This window comes from Pseudomonas sp. G1002 (assembly GCF_013385455.1).
In the GTDB taxonomy this organism is placed as follows: domain Bacteria; phylum Pseudomonadota; class Gammaproteobacteria; order Pseudomonadales; family Pseudomonadaceae; genus Aquipseudomonas.
In genome coordinates, this window is the sequence record NZ_JACAPY010000038.1 from 84,809 (window position 1) to 100,965 (window position 16,157).

Consider the following 16,157-nt stretch of genomic DNA (forward strand, 5'->3'; position numbering starts at 1 on the left):
CCTTTGCCATAGCAAGCTCCCTTGCCACAGTGTTGCAACACGTGCCGCTCAAACTGACCGCCTTTCGAGCAATCCCCGTATAATCGCGGTTTTTCTCGAAGGCACCCTCTCCCGTGGGCAATAAACGCTACAGCTGCATCGGTCTGTACAACCCCAAATCCCCCGAAAACGTCGGCTCGGTGATGCGCGCCGCCGGCTGCTACGGCGTGGCCTCGGTGTTCTACACCGGCAAGCGCTATGAGCGGGCCCGGGACTTTATTACCGACACCAAGAAGGTCCACCACGACATTCCGCTGATCGGTATCGACGACCTGAAAAAGATCCTGCCCCTGGGCTGCATCCCCGTCGCCGTCGAGCTGGTGGAAGGCGCCCGCCCTCTCCCCGAATACACCCATCCGGACCGTGCGCTGTATATCTTCGGCCCGGAAGACGGCTCCCTCGACAAAGAGATTCGCGACTGGTGTGAAGACGTGATCTACATCCCGACCACCGGTTGCATGAACCTCGCCGCCACCGTCAACGTGGTGCTTTACGACCGTCTGGCCAAGGGCAACAACACCCGTTCGGGCCCCAAATACTGATTTTTTGGGAACATCCGCGGCCTGTGTGCAGTCAGCTGCATATCAATCAGCCCTTGTTGGAGACAGATCATGAGCGACAGCAAAACCCTGCGACCCGTTATCCGGTCCACCCCGTTCGAGCCCCAACCCACGCAAAACGTCCAGGGCTGGGAACGCATCGGCTCCCTGGCTGGCGGTGTGGTGATGATGGGCAAAGGCCTGCGCCGTGGCGGCTTTTTCGGTTTGATCCAGGTGGCGATTGGCGGCGTAGCGCTGGCACGCGGGATCAGCGGGCATAGCTCGGCGAAAGAGTTGCTGGAGCGCAGCCGCCAGGAAATGAACAGCGTGCGAACCAAGATCGAACGCGCCGGTGAGGAACTGAAAAACCTCAAGACCAAGGCTGAAGTGGCGGCTGAAAACGCCAGCAAAACTGTGGGTTAACCCCGATCAAAAGTGGGAGCGGGCTTGCTCGCGAAAGCGGAGTGTCAGTCACTGACTGTGTTTCTGATACACCGCTTTCGCGAGCAAGCCCGCTCCCACCTTGGTTTCAGTGCAGCAGTTTGGTATCGAGTACTACCGACGACTCGCCAATAATGCTCTCCCCCAGCTGCACGAATTCCTTTGTGCTGATGCTGTTCAAGCGCATCACCGCCTGGGTCAAATCATCCAGCGAACGCTTGTTGTGGGTTTTCACACGAATCTCGCGGTCCAGCTCCTGCAACAACACCACCGCTCGTGAGACGGTCGCGCTACTGGCGTGCTCGACCCGCAGGGTGGTCACGTCCTTGCCTTCGCTGGCCAGCCGGGCCTGCAGGGCGGCATAACGATCGTCGCTGATCCCCCCTGCGCGGCGCATCAGCTCAATGGCGTAGTACTGCGCCAAGCCCTCGCTGATCCAATCGCTGCCCTGATGGTCGTTGAAGCGGCCGATAGCCTGCACCACTTCACGGATCAACGGGCTGCTGCCGTTCTCGCTGACCAACGGCGTACGGCTGTTGAGGTAGATCGAGTCCCGCGCCGAATACGCACCGCGGCGCATCGGGTCACTGGCGCCCACCACCAGCAATTTCGCCGGGTGCCGTGGGAATGCCGCTTGCACTTGCGGCCAGACAAACGTCAGCAAGGTCAGCACATCCATGCGATGCATGCCTTGCCCTTTGGGCGACGCCACGGTGATTTCGGTTTCCCCCAGGCGCATCCTGCGACTGCCCAGCGTACCCGCGAGCATCCAGCCGGTGGGCCGGTCAAACAGGCGGGAAACGTTATCGATGCGGAATTTGTTCTTGCCGATGCGCGGCCAGGACGTCTCGACGCTTTTCCAGCCGGCAGGCAGTTCAAACACCAGGCGCGACACCAGTTCAATGCCGTCCTGTTGATCCAGACGTGCAGTGGGCACCAGGTCTTCGCCGCGAAACAGCGCCCAACTCGGGGTCATCCGCGCTTCATAGACGCCTTTCTTGCGCGCGTGGGTGAGGCGTACACGGTAGGTCAGGCTGGCCTTGTCGGCACTCGGTTGCCACAGGCCGCGGCTGTCACCCGGGGTATTGCCCGGCAACACTTGCCACTGGCCATCGGCCTTGAAGTCGCTGTAGTCGCCGTCGCGGCCCAGGTCGAAGTTGAGGCTGCGCACCGCCGAGCCCTGGGACAGGCTCAGGCGCACTTCTGCCTGATCACTTTGGGGCAACAGCTTGACGTGATAGTCCAGGTCAACTTTCTTCGCCGCCCACGCCGTCGCACTCAATACCAACAACAGCAGGCTCGCCGCCAGCCTGGCTCCAACCGTCATACACACTCCTTCTCAGCCTGCACGAAAAATCAGGTAATCCTCCCAGTCATCCTCGGGCACGCTGCCTTCGCTGAGCATGCGCCCGGACTGGGAAATGCGTTCCTGGTGCACAGCGTCGCGATCGCCGCAGACCAGGTGGTGCCACAGCGGCAAATCCTTGCGCTCGCTGACCAGCCGGTAACCGCAGGTGGGCGGCAGCCATTTGAACTGGTCGGCCTGGCCCGGAGTGAGCTGGATGCAATCGGGCACCGAGGCGCGACGGTTGGGGTAATCGGTGCACTGGCAGGTTTTCAGGTCCAGCAGTTTGCAGGCGATGCGCGTGTAGTAGACGCTGTTGTCGTCTTCATCCTCGAGCTTTTGCAGGCAGCACAGGCCGCAGCCGTCGCACAACGACTCCCACTCATCCTGGTCGAGTTGTTCGAGGGTTTTGCGGATCCAGAAAGGTTCGACTTTGGCGGCCATGGCTCTACATCAATATCGGTATGTTAAAAGGCCGCCAGTCTAGTGCCCATGGCCCCCGGGGCCAAGCGCTTACGACTGTCGGTAGAACAAGACTTGTCAGCCACCCGGCGGCGAAGTAGTTTTGAACCCCGGTTTTTCATCAGGATCAGCCCAATGAGCAGCAACCCACGCGTCGCCGACTATCCGATCCACCCACAATTCACCGACCGCTGGTCGCCGCGCGCCTTCACCGGCGAAAGCATCCCGGTGGACACCCTGTTGAGCTTCTTCGAAGCCGCGCGCTGGTCACCTTCGGCCTACAACTCGCAGCCATGGCGTTTTCTCTATGCGCGCCGCGACACGCCGAACTGGGAACGTTTCCTGGGCCTGCTGAACGAATTCAACCGTGGCTGGGCGCAGCATGCCTCGGCCCTGGTGATCGTCGCGTCGAAGACGACCTTTGCCGTGCCTGGTGCCACCGAAGAAACCCCGGCCCTGTGGCACACCTTTGACACCGGCTCGGCCTGGGGCCACCTGGCGCTGCAAGCCAGCCTCAGCGGCTGGCACACCCACGGCATGGCCGGTTTCGACCAGGAACTGACCCGCAAGGAACTGAAGATTCCTGAAGGTTACGCCCTGCACGCTGCGGTGGCGATTGGCAAGCTCGGCGACAAATCGACCCTGGCCGACTACCTGCAAGCCCGGGAAACCCCGAGCCCGCGTCGTCCATTGAACGAGCTGGTGTCCGAAGGCGACTTCAACCACCAGGACTGAACACGCTCTGGCAGTCGTTGACGGTCACGTCAAAACCCTGCTGCTGCGATCACAGCAGGGTACACCGGCCACAAGTGCAGCTACGCCTTGGCGATCAGCGCGTAATAGGCCCTGCGCAGCTCGTCTCGATCACGCTTGTACATACTGGCGAGAAACGGTGTCATGTCTTCAAGACCGTTTGCGTTCAAGTCCACTGGATAGATTTTATTATCCCTCGCTGAATACAGGAAATTACTTAACTGCAGATCGTTGTGGTAAAGATTTTTCTGTTCCATGCGCCGAAATGCGTCATCCAGTAAAAGCCTGGCCTCTGGGGGCAAACTTCCCCTTGCCAGGGTATTTACATCCACCCCGTCCAGCTTGCCCATTTTCAAATAACGGCGACCATTTTCAAATATCGTGGTTGCAAAGCCGTCACCGTAATAGCTGTTCAGGCACAGGGTCTCGTTATCGACAAAGTCGTCGGCAGAAGTCATGGATGAAGGGCCATAGTCCTTATAGACACTTTTCCCGTCGAGACTGTCGTAGATCGTCCCCTCACCGCCCCCGCCAATTTCCGGCCCCAGGTCTGATGCCACAGAAGGCGGGTTACCGCCGCGTGCCCCCAGGCGCTGCCATTGGTCCCCCTGAAGGTGCTGCACCAGCAGCGGCGTTTGCCGGTTGTTGTGATAAATCTGCGCCTGTACGGCACCGTCGGCGGTGCGAGTCACTTGCCGCACTTCGTAGACCGCAGTGTTGCCGGCAGTATCGGTATGGCGGATGTGGGACAAGTGACCGTCCGCCGCCACATAGATCCCCTGACTGTTGCGCGCAAGCCCGGCTATTTTCGATTCGGCCACGCTGTAGTCGCCAAGCAACCGGTTGTTCAGGGCGCTGCCCGGCTCGGCAGGCGTGGTGATGATCGCCCCATCCATCGCGCTCGTTTTTGCGGTGAAGCCTTCAAGAGGGCTGCCGTAAGGCCGCATCCTGTCCACATCAAACGCATACCATCGACCGTTCTGGAGCACCGCGCCTCCATCAACGCTTTGCCCGGCGACCTTGAAGGTACCCGTCGCTGCTGCGTCATAGTGTTTACTCGCAGCCTTCAACAGGTCATAGCTGCCGCTCGCGCCCCTGAGCTTGTTGACCACCTCTGCACCCGTGGCGCATACAAAGTTGGCGCCTTTGCCCAGCAACCGGGCACCGCCCGCGACCAGTTCGCTGAAGCCATCCAATGGGTTGAATGCTTGAATGGCAGCCACACCGATGACTTTTGCCACTTGAATGGCCTTGGCGGCGGCGCTCGCGACCTTGGCCCCCGCCTTCGTCACTTTCGCCGCCACACCCGCGCCCGCCGTGACGAAACCAAAGACATCCAGCGCCAGGTCACTGGCACCTTCCAGGTGGTTGCCCCTGGAAAAATTCACGATGGCGGACCTGAGCGGAATCAGGTCAAGAAAAAAGTGGGTGACGTTCCACTCGGTTGCCATTTGTTTATCGAACGAGGTGACACCCCGGGCATAGGTTTTTATGTCATCACTGTCGAGATCAAGATGCTCAACAAAGGCATCGGCAATGTGCTGGGTTCGCGCACTGGAAAAACTGGGGGGCGGCGTTGACAAGCCGTCCTGGCTCTTTTGGCCAAGGGCAGCCTCGCTCACGGTCTTGGGCTTGAAGGGCTCCGTCTTGAACTCCTTGTTGGCCTGCCGCTCGCGTTTTGTTGTTAACTCCGAGGCCGGCACCGACTTGATTGCACCTGCGTTCAAATCAATTTCATAAACGGTGTTGCCATTCCTTCCGGTGGCCTTGACCCACAGTTTGTTTTCCGCGCCCTGCCGTTTTTTCGAGATGAAGTCGAGGCCCAGTTCATAAGTGTTTTTCTGAAAAAACTCGAGCTTTGCAAACTCCAGGTTTTCCCGGTCGACCAAGGGCAGTGTTGCGACAAGGTGCCTGATGACGCTGCGAACCCCTTGCTGGCGAGAAGTGATTGCTTGTTCAAATTCTTCGTTGAAGATTTTGTTCACGCTGAAATCCAGGCTCTTGCCTTTGATTGCCTCGGCAATGCTCGGGTCCCTGGTTTCCCATGGGTATTGGCCAAGTCCGCTCATGGTGATGTCCAACAACGAGAAAAGCCCGCCGGGCGCCCGGTTCGGATCATAAAGTGGTTGGGCTGACGGTTGTTTCGAGTCAACGACCTTCAGTCGTTTCTCTTCAAAAGGTACGTGTTCGCCAAACCGCTCCTTCAAATGGGCCAACGCAATGTCTTTACGGCTTGGAATCTCGGCTTCCAACAAACCGGTAGCCGCAAGCGTCGACTTCAGTTGTGCGTTGAATGCCGTCCTTGCACGGTCTATCTCATCGTCGCTGTAATGATCACCTGGCTGGCATGTGACGATCCCGTTGACCACGGCCCAGTCCACCAATGCCGCCTTTTGTGCATGTTCGGCGGCGGCTCGATTCGTCAGGATCGCGTTTTCCGCGCTGGACATGACTTGGGCAAAGGTCATGTGCGCCACCTTTCCGGGGAACTGCGCCTCTATGGCCGCCGCTGCGACCGCGAGGCTTACCCAGGCCGGGCTGCCGTAGGTCACGCGGTCGGGGATGTCCTTGATCAAAAACTCGGGCGCCTTTCGTGCCAGTAACAAATAGGCGCCGGCCTTGGCCATCTCGGGACTGGTCTTGTGATTTTCGTGCAGGTAAGTGCTCAGGCGCTCGAGCACTGTCGAAGCCGGCTTGCCCCAATGGGCTTGTTGGGCGAGGTCGAAACCCGCCACGCGGTTACGGTGCGGCGCCGTGATGGACTCCGGGTCAAGCAGCAGATGGATCGCACTCAGTGCGTACTCGTTCACGCTGGTCTCGGAGGCGGCGCCCCCAAGCTGGTCTTGTATGGCTTGCCCCAGTGCCTGCCCGCGGGTGGAGCTGACGAGGGTTTCGAGTGCCTTGGCAGGATCAGCCAATGCCTCGCCCGACAACGGCTGGTTCGCGTTCAGATATTCCAGTACACCCACGCTTGCGCCGATGTGCGGTGCATTGGGGTTCTGGCTGCCATGGTCGGTAGCCGCCGCCAGTACCCTGCGTTGTTCAGCGGCGCTCATGGGAACAGGCCAGGACAACCCGCCGCCAAAATTGCCGAGCGGATGCTCCAGTGCCCTATCACTCACCGCGTGGGCATGACCGGTCAGCTGAAAATGATTGGTGGGCAACCCCAAGCCGATACTTCCGAGAAAGGTCTCTACCGTCGCCGCTTTACCCGCCTGGGTCGGGTAGGACGAGTCGGGGTGTATTTGCATCGGTGTCGTTTGCAGCGCGGCCAGCACCGCTTGAGGGCTGGCATTCACGCCAAGACGGCTGGCGATTTCGTTGAGCTTCTGGCCCAGTGTCCGCAGATTCTCGCGGTCGCCCAACGCCGCGGTGAGACCGGATTGCCGGGGGACTGGGGCGAGGGCCTGCGTATCGCGATCGGCCGTAGCACCCAGAGCAGAGGGTAATAGAGAGAGCTCCGCCGGCTCGGTAGAAAGCAGGGAAAGTTGCGGAGTTACCCGTGGAGGGAGAGACACAGTGCCAGCATTCAACATGAGAATGTACCCATCTGGAGAGGGGTACGAGCCTCACATACGGCCTGCGAAACGAACATCTGATTAGTGTTTGCAGAAATTTGTAAGCGCCCGGCAACACGCGTTGCCGGGCCTTCGCGCTGTCAGTAACCGCGCTCGAAACTCACTTCGCCGCGCAACGTTTCCTGCGCCTGGTACGCGCGCAAATTCTCGACAAATAATTGCACCATCATCCCCGGCGAAGTCGGCGCCGAGCTGTGCCCGGTCAGCAGCAAGCCCCAGGCGGTCCAGAACGGATGGCGCTGGGGCAATGGTTCCTGACGGCAAACGTCAATCACCGCGCCGGCCAGATGGCCTTCCTTCAACGCTTCCACCAGGTCTGCATCGACCACCGCCACGCCGCGCCCGACGTTGATGAACAACCCGGTCGGCTTGAATTGCTTGAACAGCGCCGCATTGTACAAATCGTGGGTGTTCGGTGTGTTAGGCAGCAGGTTGACCACGTAGTCCACCTCACCCACCAGGCGCGGCAACGCGTCGAGCCCGGCAACTTCGACAAACGGCGCCTGCTCACGGGCCTCACTGGCAATGCCGTACAGCTCAACGCCAAACGGCTGCAGGAATTGCGCAACGCTGCGGCCGATATCACCGGTACCGACGATCAGCACTTTGCGCCCCGCCAGGCTCTGGCCCATGCGGTTATCCCACTTGCGCTCGACCTGGCTGACCAGCCGCGCCAGCACTTCACGCTCATGGCCAAGCATGTAAGTCAGCACGTATTCGGCCATCACCTGGCCAAAAATGCCCACGGCGCGGGTCAGGCGGTAATCCCGCGGCAGGCCGTCGGCCAGCAGCGGCGTAATGCCGGCCCAGGTGGATTGCAGCCATTGTGGCTGGTGCCCCTGGCGCAGCAAGGTGGCCAGAAGATCCGGCTGGCCCAGCCACACCGGGCAATCGGCCGCCAGGCGCGACAATTCGGCGGAGTCGCCGCTGGTCATGACCTCAAGGTCCGGCGCCGCTTCGCGCAGCAGCCGGGCGTACAGCGGGTGATCGTGTTCAGCAATCAGAACGCGCATGGTTCAAACCTTTCAAAAACACTGCAGGCGGCCGCCGGTCCAGTTCACTGTACCGTGCGGCCGCCGCCAAAAATTGAATTCCATTGATGAATGTGCCCCGGACGGGGCACTGACCGATCACATCGGGTCATTGCGTCGCAGCAGCTCTTCGGGCAAGTGTTCGATGTACTCGTCCTCGGCCGGCGGCATTTGCAGGTGGTAACCCTGCTTTTCGAGGTTCTCCAGAACCACGGTGATGTCCTCGCGGGACAGCTTGCGCTCCGGGCTCAGCACCAGGTCGAAGGCGTGGTGCGGCTTGCCGAAGGCGGCCAGCAGACTTTCCGGCACGCGCTCCAGTGCATCGCTTTTCAGCACGTAGAGGTACATCTCGTTTCGTTTGAGGCTGCGATAGATGGAGCAGATACGTTTCAAGGCTGTTCTCCGGCAGTGGCCAGGCTGTCCAGCAGCGCCTGGCCCATCAGTTCGCGGCGCCAGCCACGCAGCGAATCTGGCAATTGGTAAGGCCCCTCGGGGTAGCCGCTCTTGACCAGGGCTTCAAGGGTTTTCTTGCGCAGCATCAGTTCCGGCGCCATGTCCAGGCGTTCGGCCTCGGCCTGGCCCAGGGCGCGCAGTTGCTTGATCAGCGTGGCGGCGTCCACCGGCAATGGCTCGGCAACCGCCGGTGGCCACTGGTCCATGGGCACGCTGCCGGCGCGCTTGATCAGGCCCAGCAGGAACTCGCCGTCCTGGCGCACGGTGCGCGGGTGCATGTCTTCGATCTTGCCCAGCGCGGCGAGGTTATCCGGCTGGGATTTGGCCAGGGGCCATAACGAGTGCTCACGGATGATCCGGTTGCGCGGCAGGTCACGGGCACGGGCTTGCTGTTCGCGCCAGGCGCACAGTTCGCGCAATACGGCGAGCTGGGCACGGGAGAGTTTCCAGGCGAGCTTGGCGTCGCGATAAACCTCGTACGGGTCGACTTCGCGGCGCAGGTTGGCCACCAGTTCGGCACCGTCTTCCAGGACCCAGGCGTATTTGTCGTCGGAAAGCTTCGGGCGCAGGCGTGTGTAGACTTCTGCCAGGTGCACCGCGTCTTCGGCGGCGTAGCTGATTTGCGTCTCGGACAATGGCCGCTGCAACCAGTCGGAGCGGGTCTCGCCCTTGGGCAACTCGATATCGAGGACGGCTTGCACCAACCGCGAATAGCCCATGGAGAAACCGAGGTTCAGGTAGGCCGCCGCCAGTTGCGTGTCGAACAACGGCACCGGCAGGCTGCCGGTCAGGCGCAGCAACACTTCCAGGTCTTCGCTGCACGCGTGTACCACCTTGATCACCGCCGGATTCTCCAGCAAGGCGGCCAGGGGTTGCCAGTTGTCGATGGTCAGGGGGTCGATCAGGTAAGCGCGCACGCCATCACCGATCTGGATCAGCCCGGCAATGGGATAAAAAGTGTCGACCCGCATGAATTCGGTGTCGAGGGCGACGAATGGCAACTGCTGCCATTCGGCGCAGTGCTGGCCGAGGCTATCGTTGTCGCAGATCCAGTGAATATCGATGGCCACACGGCTCTCCCTTGAAGAATGGCGCGCAGTATATATCGCGAAAGGGAGTTGCGAGCATTCGCAGTACAGCATCCGCCATGAAAACTCTTATAGGAGCTGAAGAATAGTCCGACAGTCGGTACTTATCCTCTCTTACGCAGGACATACACCCGCCACATGGCTGAGCCGGGCATGAACTCCTGTTGACCGAGGACCTTGAAACCCGCCAGGCGAAACTCCGCCTCCACTTGCGCCCGGTGGCTGGCAACTGCCGCCGGGCCAGGCTGCAACGCCCGGTAGCCGCTGTCGCTGTTGACCGAAACAATTACCGTGTCGCGGCTTACCCGATGAAACTCACCGAGCAGGGCCAGGCGCCCTTCTGCCGTTGGCACATGGCGAAACAACTCCAGGCAAAAAATGCAGTCCACCGCGTTGGCCGAAAGGCCGATGGAAAATGCCGAGCCCTGGAAGGTCTTGATCCGCTTGAGCAAGCCCGGCGCGTGGTGGGTACGGGCGTGGTCGAGCATGTCCTGGGAATTGTCCGACGCCAGGATCACCCGGTTGCTGTGCTCGGCCAGCACCGGCCAAAAGCGCCCGGAGCCGCACGCCAGGTCGAGAATCAGCCCAGGCTCGCCGGCGATCTTCAGTGCACGGCGCACCAATTGCTCATCGCGCCACAACCCCAGGCGCCGCAACAGCCCCGGCGGACGCGTGTCGGCGCAGACCAGGGCATGCTGCTGGCCAGCGCGTTCGGCAAATTCAATCTCGATGGAAGACGGCGGTTGCGACGGCATCACACGACTCTGTTAATGGATCAGACATTCGCAGCTTAACCACCGTCTCGTGAAAAAAAGGTCGAAGGATTGTTCGCCGTTAATGCAGAACCAGTATCCAGCCCGCTGCCTGTCTGTTAACTGTCTGTGATCAGCGCCTTCATCTTCAGGCCTGGTGCAGATACCAGCGCCAATCCTGCTCGCCCACCTCGCCCATGAACTGACGGTATTCGGCCCGCTTGACCGCCAGGTATACGCCGAGGAATTCGCCGCCGAACGCCTCACGCGCCCAAACCGAGCCTTCAAGCGCACGCAAGGTGGTCAGCCAATCGGTGGGCAGCAACTCCTTGGCCTGGGCATAACCGTTGCCCTCCACCGGCGCGCCGGGGTCGCGCTGTTCGCGGATGCCCCGGTGGATACCGGCCAGAATCGCGGCCGCCGCGAGGTACGGGTTGGCGTCGGCGCCGCAGATACGGTGTTCGATATGCCGGGAAAACGCCGGCCCGCCGGGCACCCGCAGTGTGACGGTGCGGTTGTCCACGCCCCAGGTCGCGGCCAGCGGCGCGTAGCTGTTGGTCTGGAAGCGTCGATAGGAGTTGGCGTTGGGGCAGAACATCAGCAACGAGTCGAGCAAGGTGCTGAGCATGCCGCCCACCGCGTGGCGCAACAGCGGCGTGCCGTCGGGTGCTTCGCTGGCAAACAGGTTATTGCCGTCGCGGTCCGCCAGGCTGACGTGCATGTGCATGCCGGTGCCGGCCAGATCGTCGAACGGCTTGGCCATGAAACACGCGGTCATCCCGTGCTTGTGGGCTACGCCCTTGACCAGGCGCTTGTAACGCACCGCCTCGTCCATGGCTTGCAGGGCATCGCTGCGATGCTCCAGGGTGATTTCCACCTGGCCCGGGGCGTATTCGGAAATCGCCGTGCGCGCCGGGATACCCTGGAGTTTGCAGGCGCTGTAGAGGTCGGCGAGGAACGGTTCGATCTGCTCCAGCTCCCGCAGGCCGTAGACCTGGGTCGAGCGCGGGCGCCCGCCGTCGACATCCCGCGCCGGTTGCGGGCGGCCGTTGCTGTCGGGTTTCTGGTCGAGCAAATAGAACTCCAGCTCCGCCGCCATCACCGGGTAATAGCCGTCGGCCTTGAGGTCGTCAATCACCCTGGCCAGCAGGTGCCGGGGATCGGCCACGGTAGCGGGCATGCCTTCGGTGGGGTGCATGCTGACTTGCACTGCTGCCGTCGGGATCAGGCGCCACGGCATGCGCTGCAAACTGCCGCTGACCGGGTAGGCGCGGCAGTCGATATCACCGACTTCCCAGACCAGCCCGGAGTTCTCCACGTCGTCGCCATTGATGGTCAGGCCGAGGATGGTACTCGGCAGCGGCCGGCCACTTTCATAGACCGCCAGCAGTTCATCGCGGTGCAGCAGTTTGCCGCGAGGCACACCGTTGTTGTCGAGGATGAACAGCTCGAACATCTCGATATCCGGGTTCTGCTCAAGAAAGGACTGGGCTTCGTGCAGGGTGGCAAAGGGCGTGCTCATGGGCATTCTCATACGTTCGCGTCAGGCAGGCGCGCGGGCGCTGCCGGGCAGATGCGCGGGGCATCCATTCGGGCAAATCAACGTAGGAGAAAGGTGTCCGGTGGGCGCGCGTGGCGGCAGTGCCAGAGCGCCCAGAAGGCGAGTTCGGAAGGGAGGGCATCAGCGGTGACTCGACGACCATCCGGACGGCTGGACGCGGTGGCGCCTGGCGATGTCTCAGGGTGTGTGTCGGGGGAACCGTCCATGCGGGATTCACAGTAAAGAGATGCCGGGCAGCCTCACACGCGAGGTTAAGCCGTTAAATCCAGTCTTGATGGAGTTTGGTTGTGCCGTGGCTAAACATTTGCAAATAATGGCGGCCCTGCCCATGCCCAAGGACCCGACCGCATGAAAGCATTGCTGACCCTTCCCCTGCTGGCCGGCCTGTCTGCCCAGGCCCTGGCCGACAGCCCCGCGTCGCGCCTGGATGAAGTGCTCCAGCGCGGCGAAATGAGCGTCTGTACCACCGGCGACTACAAGCCCTACAGCTATTTACGCCCGGACGGCAGCTACGAAGGCATCGACATTTCGATGGCCCAGTCCCTGGCCAAGAGCCTTGGGGTGCAGGTGAAGTGGGTGCCGACCACCTGGAAAACCCTGATGCCGGACTTCCTGGCCCAGCGCTGTGATATTGCGGTGGGTGGTATTTCAGTGTCCCTGGAGCGGCAGAAAAAGGCGTTTTTCAGCCAACCATTGGGCGTCGACGGCAAGATCCCGCTGGTGCGTTGCGCCGATGTGCAGCGCTATCAGACGGTGGAGCAGATCAATCAGCCGCAGGTACGCGTGATCGAGCCTGCGGGCGGCACCAATGAAGTATTTGCGCGGGCGCATTTGGGCAAGGCACAACTGACGCTGTTCCCGGATAACGTGACGATTTTCGAGGAACTGCTGGCGAACAAGGCGGACGTGATGATCACCGACGCCAGCGAGGCGCGGTATCAGCAGAAGCTCAAGCCGGGACTGTGCGCGGTGAATCCCGAGCGGTACATGCAGTACAGCGAAAAAGCGTTCCTGCTGCCCCGCGATGATGTCGCATGGAAGAGTTACGTGGACCAGTGGCTGCACTTGAGCACGGTGACCGGCGTGTATGACGGCATCATCAATCAGTGGCTGGCTGCGCCCTGACCAGCTCGACAAACGCCCTGCACGCCGCACTGCGATAGCCTCCCTTGCGGCTGAGCAACGCCGCCGTGCGTTGCGGCAACGGCGGGCTTAGCGGCACCGCCTGCAACCCCGGCTGCACCTGGGCAATCGCGCTGGGCAGGATGGTCGCCAACTGCGTATTTCGTACGATTTCGATAATCGCGCTGATGGAATTGGCCTCCATGGTGATCAGCGGTTTCACCGCCTGGCTGCGAAAATACTCATCGATATAGCGACGCGTGGCGAAGCCGGCATTCAGCAGCACCAACGGCTGCTGGAGCCACGACTGTCGATCAATGCCGGAATGACCGGCGCTCACCACTACGCTCAACGCCTCGACAAACACCCCTTCACACTCGATATCCGGCAAATGCTCGCCGGTAAAACCGATGCCGATATCCAGCAAATCCTCCGTCAGTGCCGCCTCCATGCGGTCCTGGGTCAGCTCCTCGACACTCACTGTAATCCCCGGATACAGCCCGTTAAATCGTGCCAGCAGCGGCCCGATCAGGTAGGCGGTAAATGTCGGCGTCATCGCCAGGCGCAAGCTGCCACGGCTCAGGTCCTGCACGTCATGCATGGCGCGGGTGCCGGCCTGCAGATCCTGCAAGGCCAGGCGCGCAAACCGCACATAGGCCTCGCCTGCATCGGTCAGGCTGACGCTTCTGCCGGAACGGTCCAGCAGTGGCGCACCGAGAGTGTCTTCCAGTTGCCGGATCTGCTGCGACAAGGTCGGCTGCGACACATGCAGCGCCTCCGCCGCCCGGGTGAAATTACGGTGCTCGGCAACGGCCAGCAGGTAGCGGATATGACGCAGCAACATGGAAGGCGCTCCAACTATAGGCATGACTTATAGAAACCATAATAAGCCGGTCTTGGACGCTATAGCTGAAAACTTCCATCCTTGCCCCATCAGCGACGCAAGGAGAACCACCATGCAAGATCTCATCGACGGCTTTCGCAAGTTCCAGGGTGAAGCCTTCACCCAACGCAGCGACCTGTTCAAACACCTGGCTACCACGCAAAACCCCGGCACGTTGTTCGTGTCTTGTTCCGACAGCCGCGTAGTCCCGGAACTGCTGACCCAGCAGGAACCCGGTGACCTGTTTGTGATCCGTAACGCCGGCAACATCGTCCCGTCCTACGGGCCGGAGCCTGGCGGCGTGTCGGCCACCGTCGAATACGCAGTGGCCGTTCTCGGCGTCAGCGACATCGTGATCTGCGGCCACTCCGACTGCGGTGCCATGACCGCGATCTCCACCTGCAAATGCCTCGACCACTTGCCCGCCGTGGCCAACTGGCTGCGCCACGCCGAGTCGGCCAAGGTGATCAATGCCGCCCGCACTCACGCATCGGATGCCGACCGGCTGAACTCGCTGGTACGGGAAAACGTGGTCGCCCAACTGGCCAACCTCAAGACCCACCCTTCCGTGGCCCTGGCCCTGGAACAAGGCCGGCTGAGCCTGCACGGCTGGGTCTACGACATCGAAAGCGGCGCCATCGACGCCCTGGATGGCCGCAACGGGCGCTTCATGTCGCTGCTCGACCACCCGGCCACCCGTGCCCACGCCGCCTGAACCTTATTCAAACCCAAGAGGACATCACCATGTTGCAATCCCAATTCGCCCAATCCCCACGCCTGGCCCTGGCCGACACCGTCATCGACATCAAGGCGCGCAAGAACCTGTCATGGCAGGACCTCACCGACGGCACCGGCCTGAGCCTGGCGTTCGTCACCGCCGCCCTGCTCGGCCAGCATCCGCTGCCCAAGGACGCTGCCGATGTGGTCTGCGACAAGCTTGGCCTCGACCAGGACGCCAGCCGCCTGCTGCAAACCGTGCCCCTGCGCGGCAGCTTTCCGGGCGGCGTGCCGACGGACCCGACCATGTACCGTTTCTATGAAATGCTGCAGGTCTACGGTTCGACCCTCAAGGCCCTGGTGCACGAACAATTTGGCGACGGCATCATCAGCGCGATCAACTTCAAGCTGGACATCAAGAAGGTCGAAGACCCGGACGGCGGCTCCCGCGCGGTGATCACCCTGGATGGCAAATACCTGCCGACCAAACCGTTCTGATTTGCCGGCAAACCGTCTACGCTCTTGGCACACCAACAAGATCGAGGGACGGGTAATGAAGGCAATGCTCCGAGCCACCTGGCTGCTGCTGTTATGTGTTGGCCAGGTGCACGCCGCCACCGCTGAGGAGGCGGATGCCCAAGCCGCCAAGGCCTTGCTGGAAAAGGCCTTGGCGTATTACCAGACGAATGGTGACAAGGCTTTTGCGGCGTTCAGCCGCCAGGGTGAATTCGTCGACCAGGACCGTTACGTGTTCGTGGTCAACACCAAGGGCGTGCTGCTGGCGAGTGGCGGGCCCTCTTCTGCGTTGATCGGGCGCAATGTTTCCGAGGTACTGGGGCCGGATCTGAACAAGTCGTTCAAGGAGGCGTTGGCGGTGCCTGAGGGCAGTGGCATCCAGCAGGCCGATTACCGGTGGCAGAACTGGAATGACGGCAAGGTGGAGCGCAAGCATGTGTATTACCAGCGCGTCGGGCAGCGGATTTTGGCCGTTGGCTACTACCTGCCGCGGGCGACGCCGGAACATGCCAGAGCGCTGCGAAACAAAGCCGTCAAGGCGCTGGAGAAAGACCCGGTTGGGACGCTCAAGGCCATCAACGCCATGCAGGGTGGTTTTCTACAGGACGATTTGTATGTGTTTGTGGTTGACCTCGACACTCAGCGCTACGTGGCCCATGGCACGACTCCGCGGCTGGTGAATACGGATTTCAGCAAGATCAAGGATCCCGACGGGAAGCCGGTGGGTGAGCCGATCCTGGCGGTCATGGCCGAGCAGGATCAGGGGGAATACAAGTACCGCTGGAAAAATCCGGTGACCGGAAAGGTTGAGAACAAGCATGCGTATTTGCGCAAAACCGGACATTTCATGGTGGCTGTGGGGTATTACAGCCCGTGA

The 16,157-nt window shown here is 61.3% G+C and carries 16 protein-coding genes; 7 read left to right on the plus strand and 9 right to left on the minus strand.

Translation table 11 applies throughout. The annotated features are described in order from the left end of the window. The first annotated feature begins 113 nt into the window (after positions 1–113). On the plus strand, positions 114–581 hold the full coding sequence (locus HX801_RS25285; protein WP_003210674.1) for an RNA methyltransferase: 468 nt from the start codon (positions 114–116) through the stop codon (positions 579–581). 69 nt (positions 582–650) lie between these two features. Continuing rightward, positions 651–1,001, plus strand: coding sequence for a DUF2892 domain-containing protein (locus HX801_RS25290; RefSeq protein ID WP_003210673.1), 351 nt, complete (start codon positions 651–653; stop codon positions 999–1,001). Between the two features lie 106 nt (positions 1,002–1,107). Here the strand turns inward: HX801_RS25290 and HX801_RS25295 are convergent, their stop codons facing one another. Together HX801_RS25295 and HX801_RS25300 are read right to left on the minus strand one after the other, a co-directional pair. After that, positions 1,108–2,346: a hypothetical protein gene (locus tag HX801_RS25295; protein WP_177022943.1), complete on the minus strand. Its 1,239-nt coding sequence runs from the start codon at positions 2,344–2,346 to the stop codon at positions 1,108–1,110. 12 nt (positions 2,347–2,358) lie between these two features. Continuing rightward, the gene (locus HX801_RS25300; protein ID WP_003210671.1) at positions 2,359–2,808 is read right to left on the minus strand and encodes a YcgN family cysteine cluster protein; all 450 of its coding nucleotides are present in this window, start codon (positions 2,806–2,808) and stop codon (positions 2,359–2,361) included. Between the two features lie 153 nt (positions 2,809–2,961). Here HX801_RS25300 and HX801_RS25305 point away from each other — a divergent pair, with 153 nt between their 5' ends. Continuing rightward, positions 2,962–3,561 (plus strand): nitroreductase family protein, encoded by a 600-nt coding sequence (locus HX801_RS25305; protein WP_008437924.1) that lies wholly within the window; start codon positions 2,962–2,964, stop codon positions 3,559–3,561. Positions 3,562–3,641: 80 nt separating this feature from the next. On the opposite strand, the gene HX801_RS25310 is transcribed toward HX801_RS25305, so the two are convergent. The 6 genes from HX801_RS25310 to HX801_RS25335 form a co-directional block, all read right to left on the minus strand. Further along, positions 3,642–7,115 carry a hypothetical protein gene (locus HX801_RS25310; RefSeq protein WP_177022944.1) on the minus strand — a complete coding sequence of 1,158 codons (3,474 nt, stop codon included), beginning with the start codon at positions 7,113–7,115 and terminating at the stop codon, positions 3,642–3,644. Positions 7,116–7,237: 122 nt separating this feature from the next. Continuing rightward, on the minus strand, positions 7,238–8,170 hold the full coding sequence (locus HX801_RS25315) for a D-2-hydroxyacid dehydrogenase (RefSeq protein ID WP_003210668.1): 933 nt from the start codon (positions 8,168–8,170) through the stop codon (positions 7,238–7,240). Between the two features lie 117 nt (positions 8,171–8,287). Next, positions 8,288–8,581 (minus strand): YcgL domain-containing protein, encoded by a 294-nt coding sequence (locus HX801_RS25320; RefSeq protein WP_003210667.1) that lies wholly within the window; start codon positions 8,579–8,581, stop codon positions 8,288–8,290. Next, positions 8,578–9,711, minus strand: coding sequence for a ribonuclease D (gene rnd, locus HX801_RS25325; protein ID WP_003210666.1), 1,134 nt, complete (start codon positions 9,709–9,711; stop codon positions 8,578–8,580). The genes HX801_RS25320 and rnd overlap by 4 nt, the downstream gene beginning before the upstream one ends. A gap of 122 nt (positions 9,712–9,833) precedes the next feature. Next, a complete protein-coding gene (locus HX801_RS25330) occupies positions 9,834–10,484 on the minus strand; it encodes a class I SAM-dependent methyltransferase (protein WP_003210665.1) in 651 nt (216 codons plus the stop codon). Positions 10,485–10,629: 145 nt separating this feature from the next. After that, the gene (locus tag HX801_RS25335; protein WP_003210664.1) at positions 10,630–12,003 is read right to left on the minus strand and encodes a glutamine synthetase family protein; all 1,374 of its coding nucleotides are present in this window, start codon (positions 12,001–12,003) and stop codon (positions 10,630–10,632) included. Between the two features lie 387 nt (positions 12,004–12,390). Here HX801_RS25335 and HX801_RS25340 point away from each other — a divergent pair, with 387 nt between their 5' ends. After that, positions 12,391–13,167 carry a transporter substrate-binding domain-containing protein gene (locus tag HX801_RS25340; RefSeq protein WP_177022945.1) on the plus strand — a complete coding sequence of 259 codons (777 nt, stop codon included), beginning with the start codon at positions 12,391–12,393 and terminating at the stop codon, positions 13,165–13,167. Here HX801_RS25340 and cynR read toward each other — a convergent pair. Next, a complete protein-coding gene (gene cynR, locus HX801_RS25345; protein ID WP_177022946.1) occupies positions 13,142–14,008 on the minus strand; it encodes a transcriptional regulator CynR in 867 nt (288 codons plus the stop codon). The genes HX801_RS25340 and cynR overlap by 26 nt on opposite strands. A 112-nt stretch (positions 14,009–14,120) precedes the next feature. On the opposite strand from cynR, the gene HX801_RS25350 reads away from it, so the two are divergent. Genes HX801_RS25350 through HX801_RS25360 form a run of 3 tightly spaced genes read left to right on the plus strand, consistent with a single transcriptional unit; the run spans position 14,121 to position 16,157 of the window. Continuing rightward, positions 14,121–14,762 carry a carbonic anhydrase gene (locus HX801_RS25350; RefSeq protein WP_177008933.1) on the plus strand — a complete coding sequence of 214 codons (642 nt, stop codon included), beginning with the start codon at positions 14,121–14,123 and terminating at the stop codon, positions 14,760–14,762. Between the two features lie 29 nt (positions 14,763–14,791). Continuing rightward, positions 14,792–15,262 carry a cyanase gene (gene cynS / locus HX801_RS25355; RefSeq protein WP_003210659.1) on the plus strand — a complete coding sequence of 157 codons (471 nt, stop codon included), beginning with the start codon at positions 14,792–14,794 and terminating at the stop codon, positions 15,260–15,262. Between the two features lie 55 nt (positions 15,263–15,317). Further along, the gene (locus HX801_RS25360) at positions 15,318–16,157 is read left to right on the plus strand and encodes a cache domain-containing protein (protein WP_003210658.1); all 840 of its coding nucleotides are present in this window, start codon (positions 15,318–15,320) and stop codon (positions 16,155–16,157) included.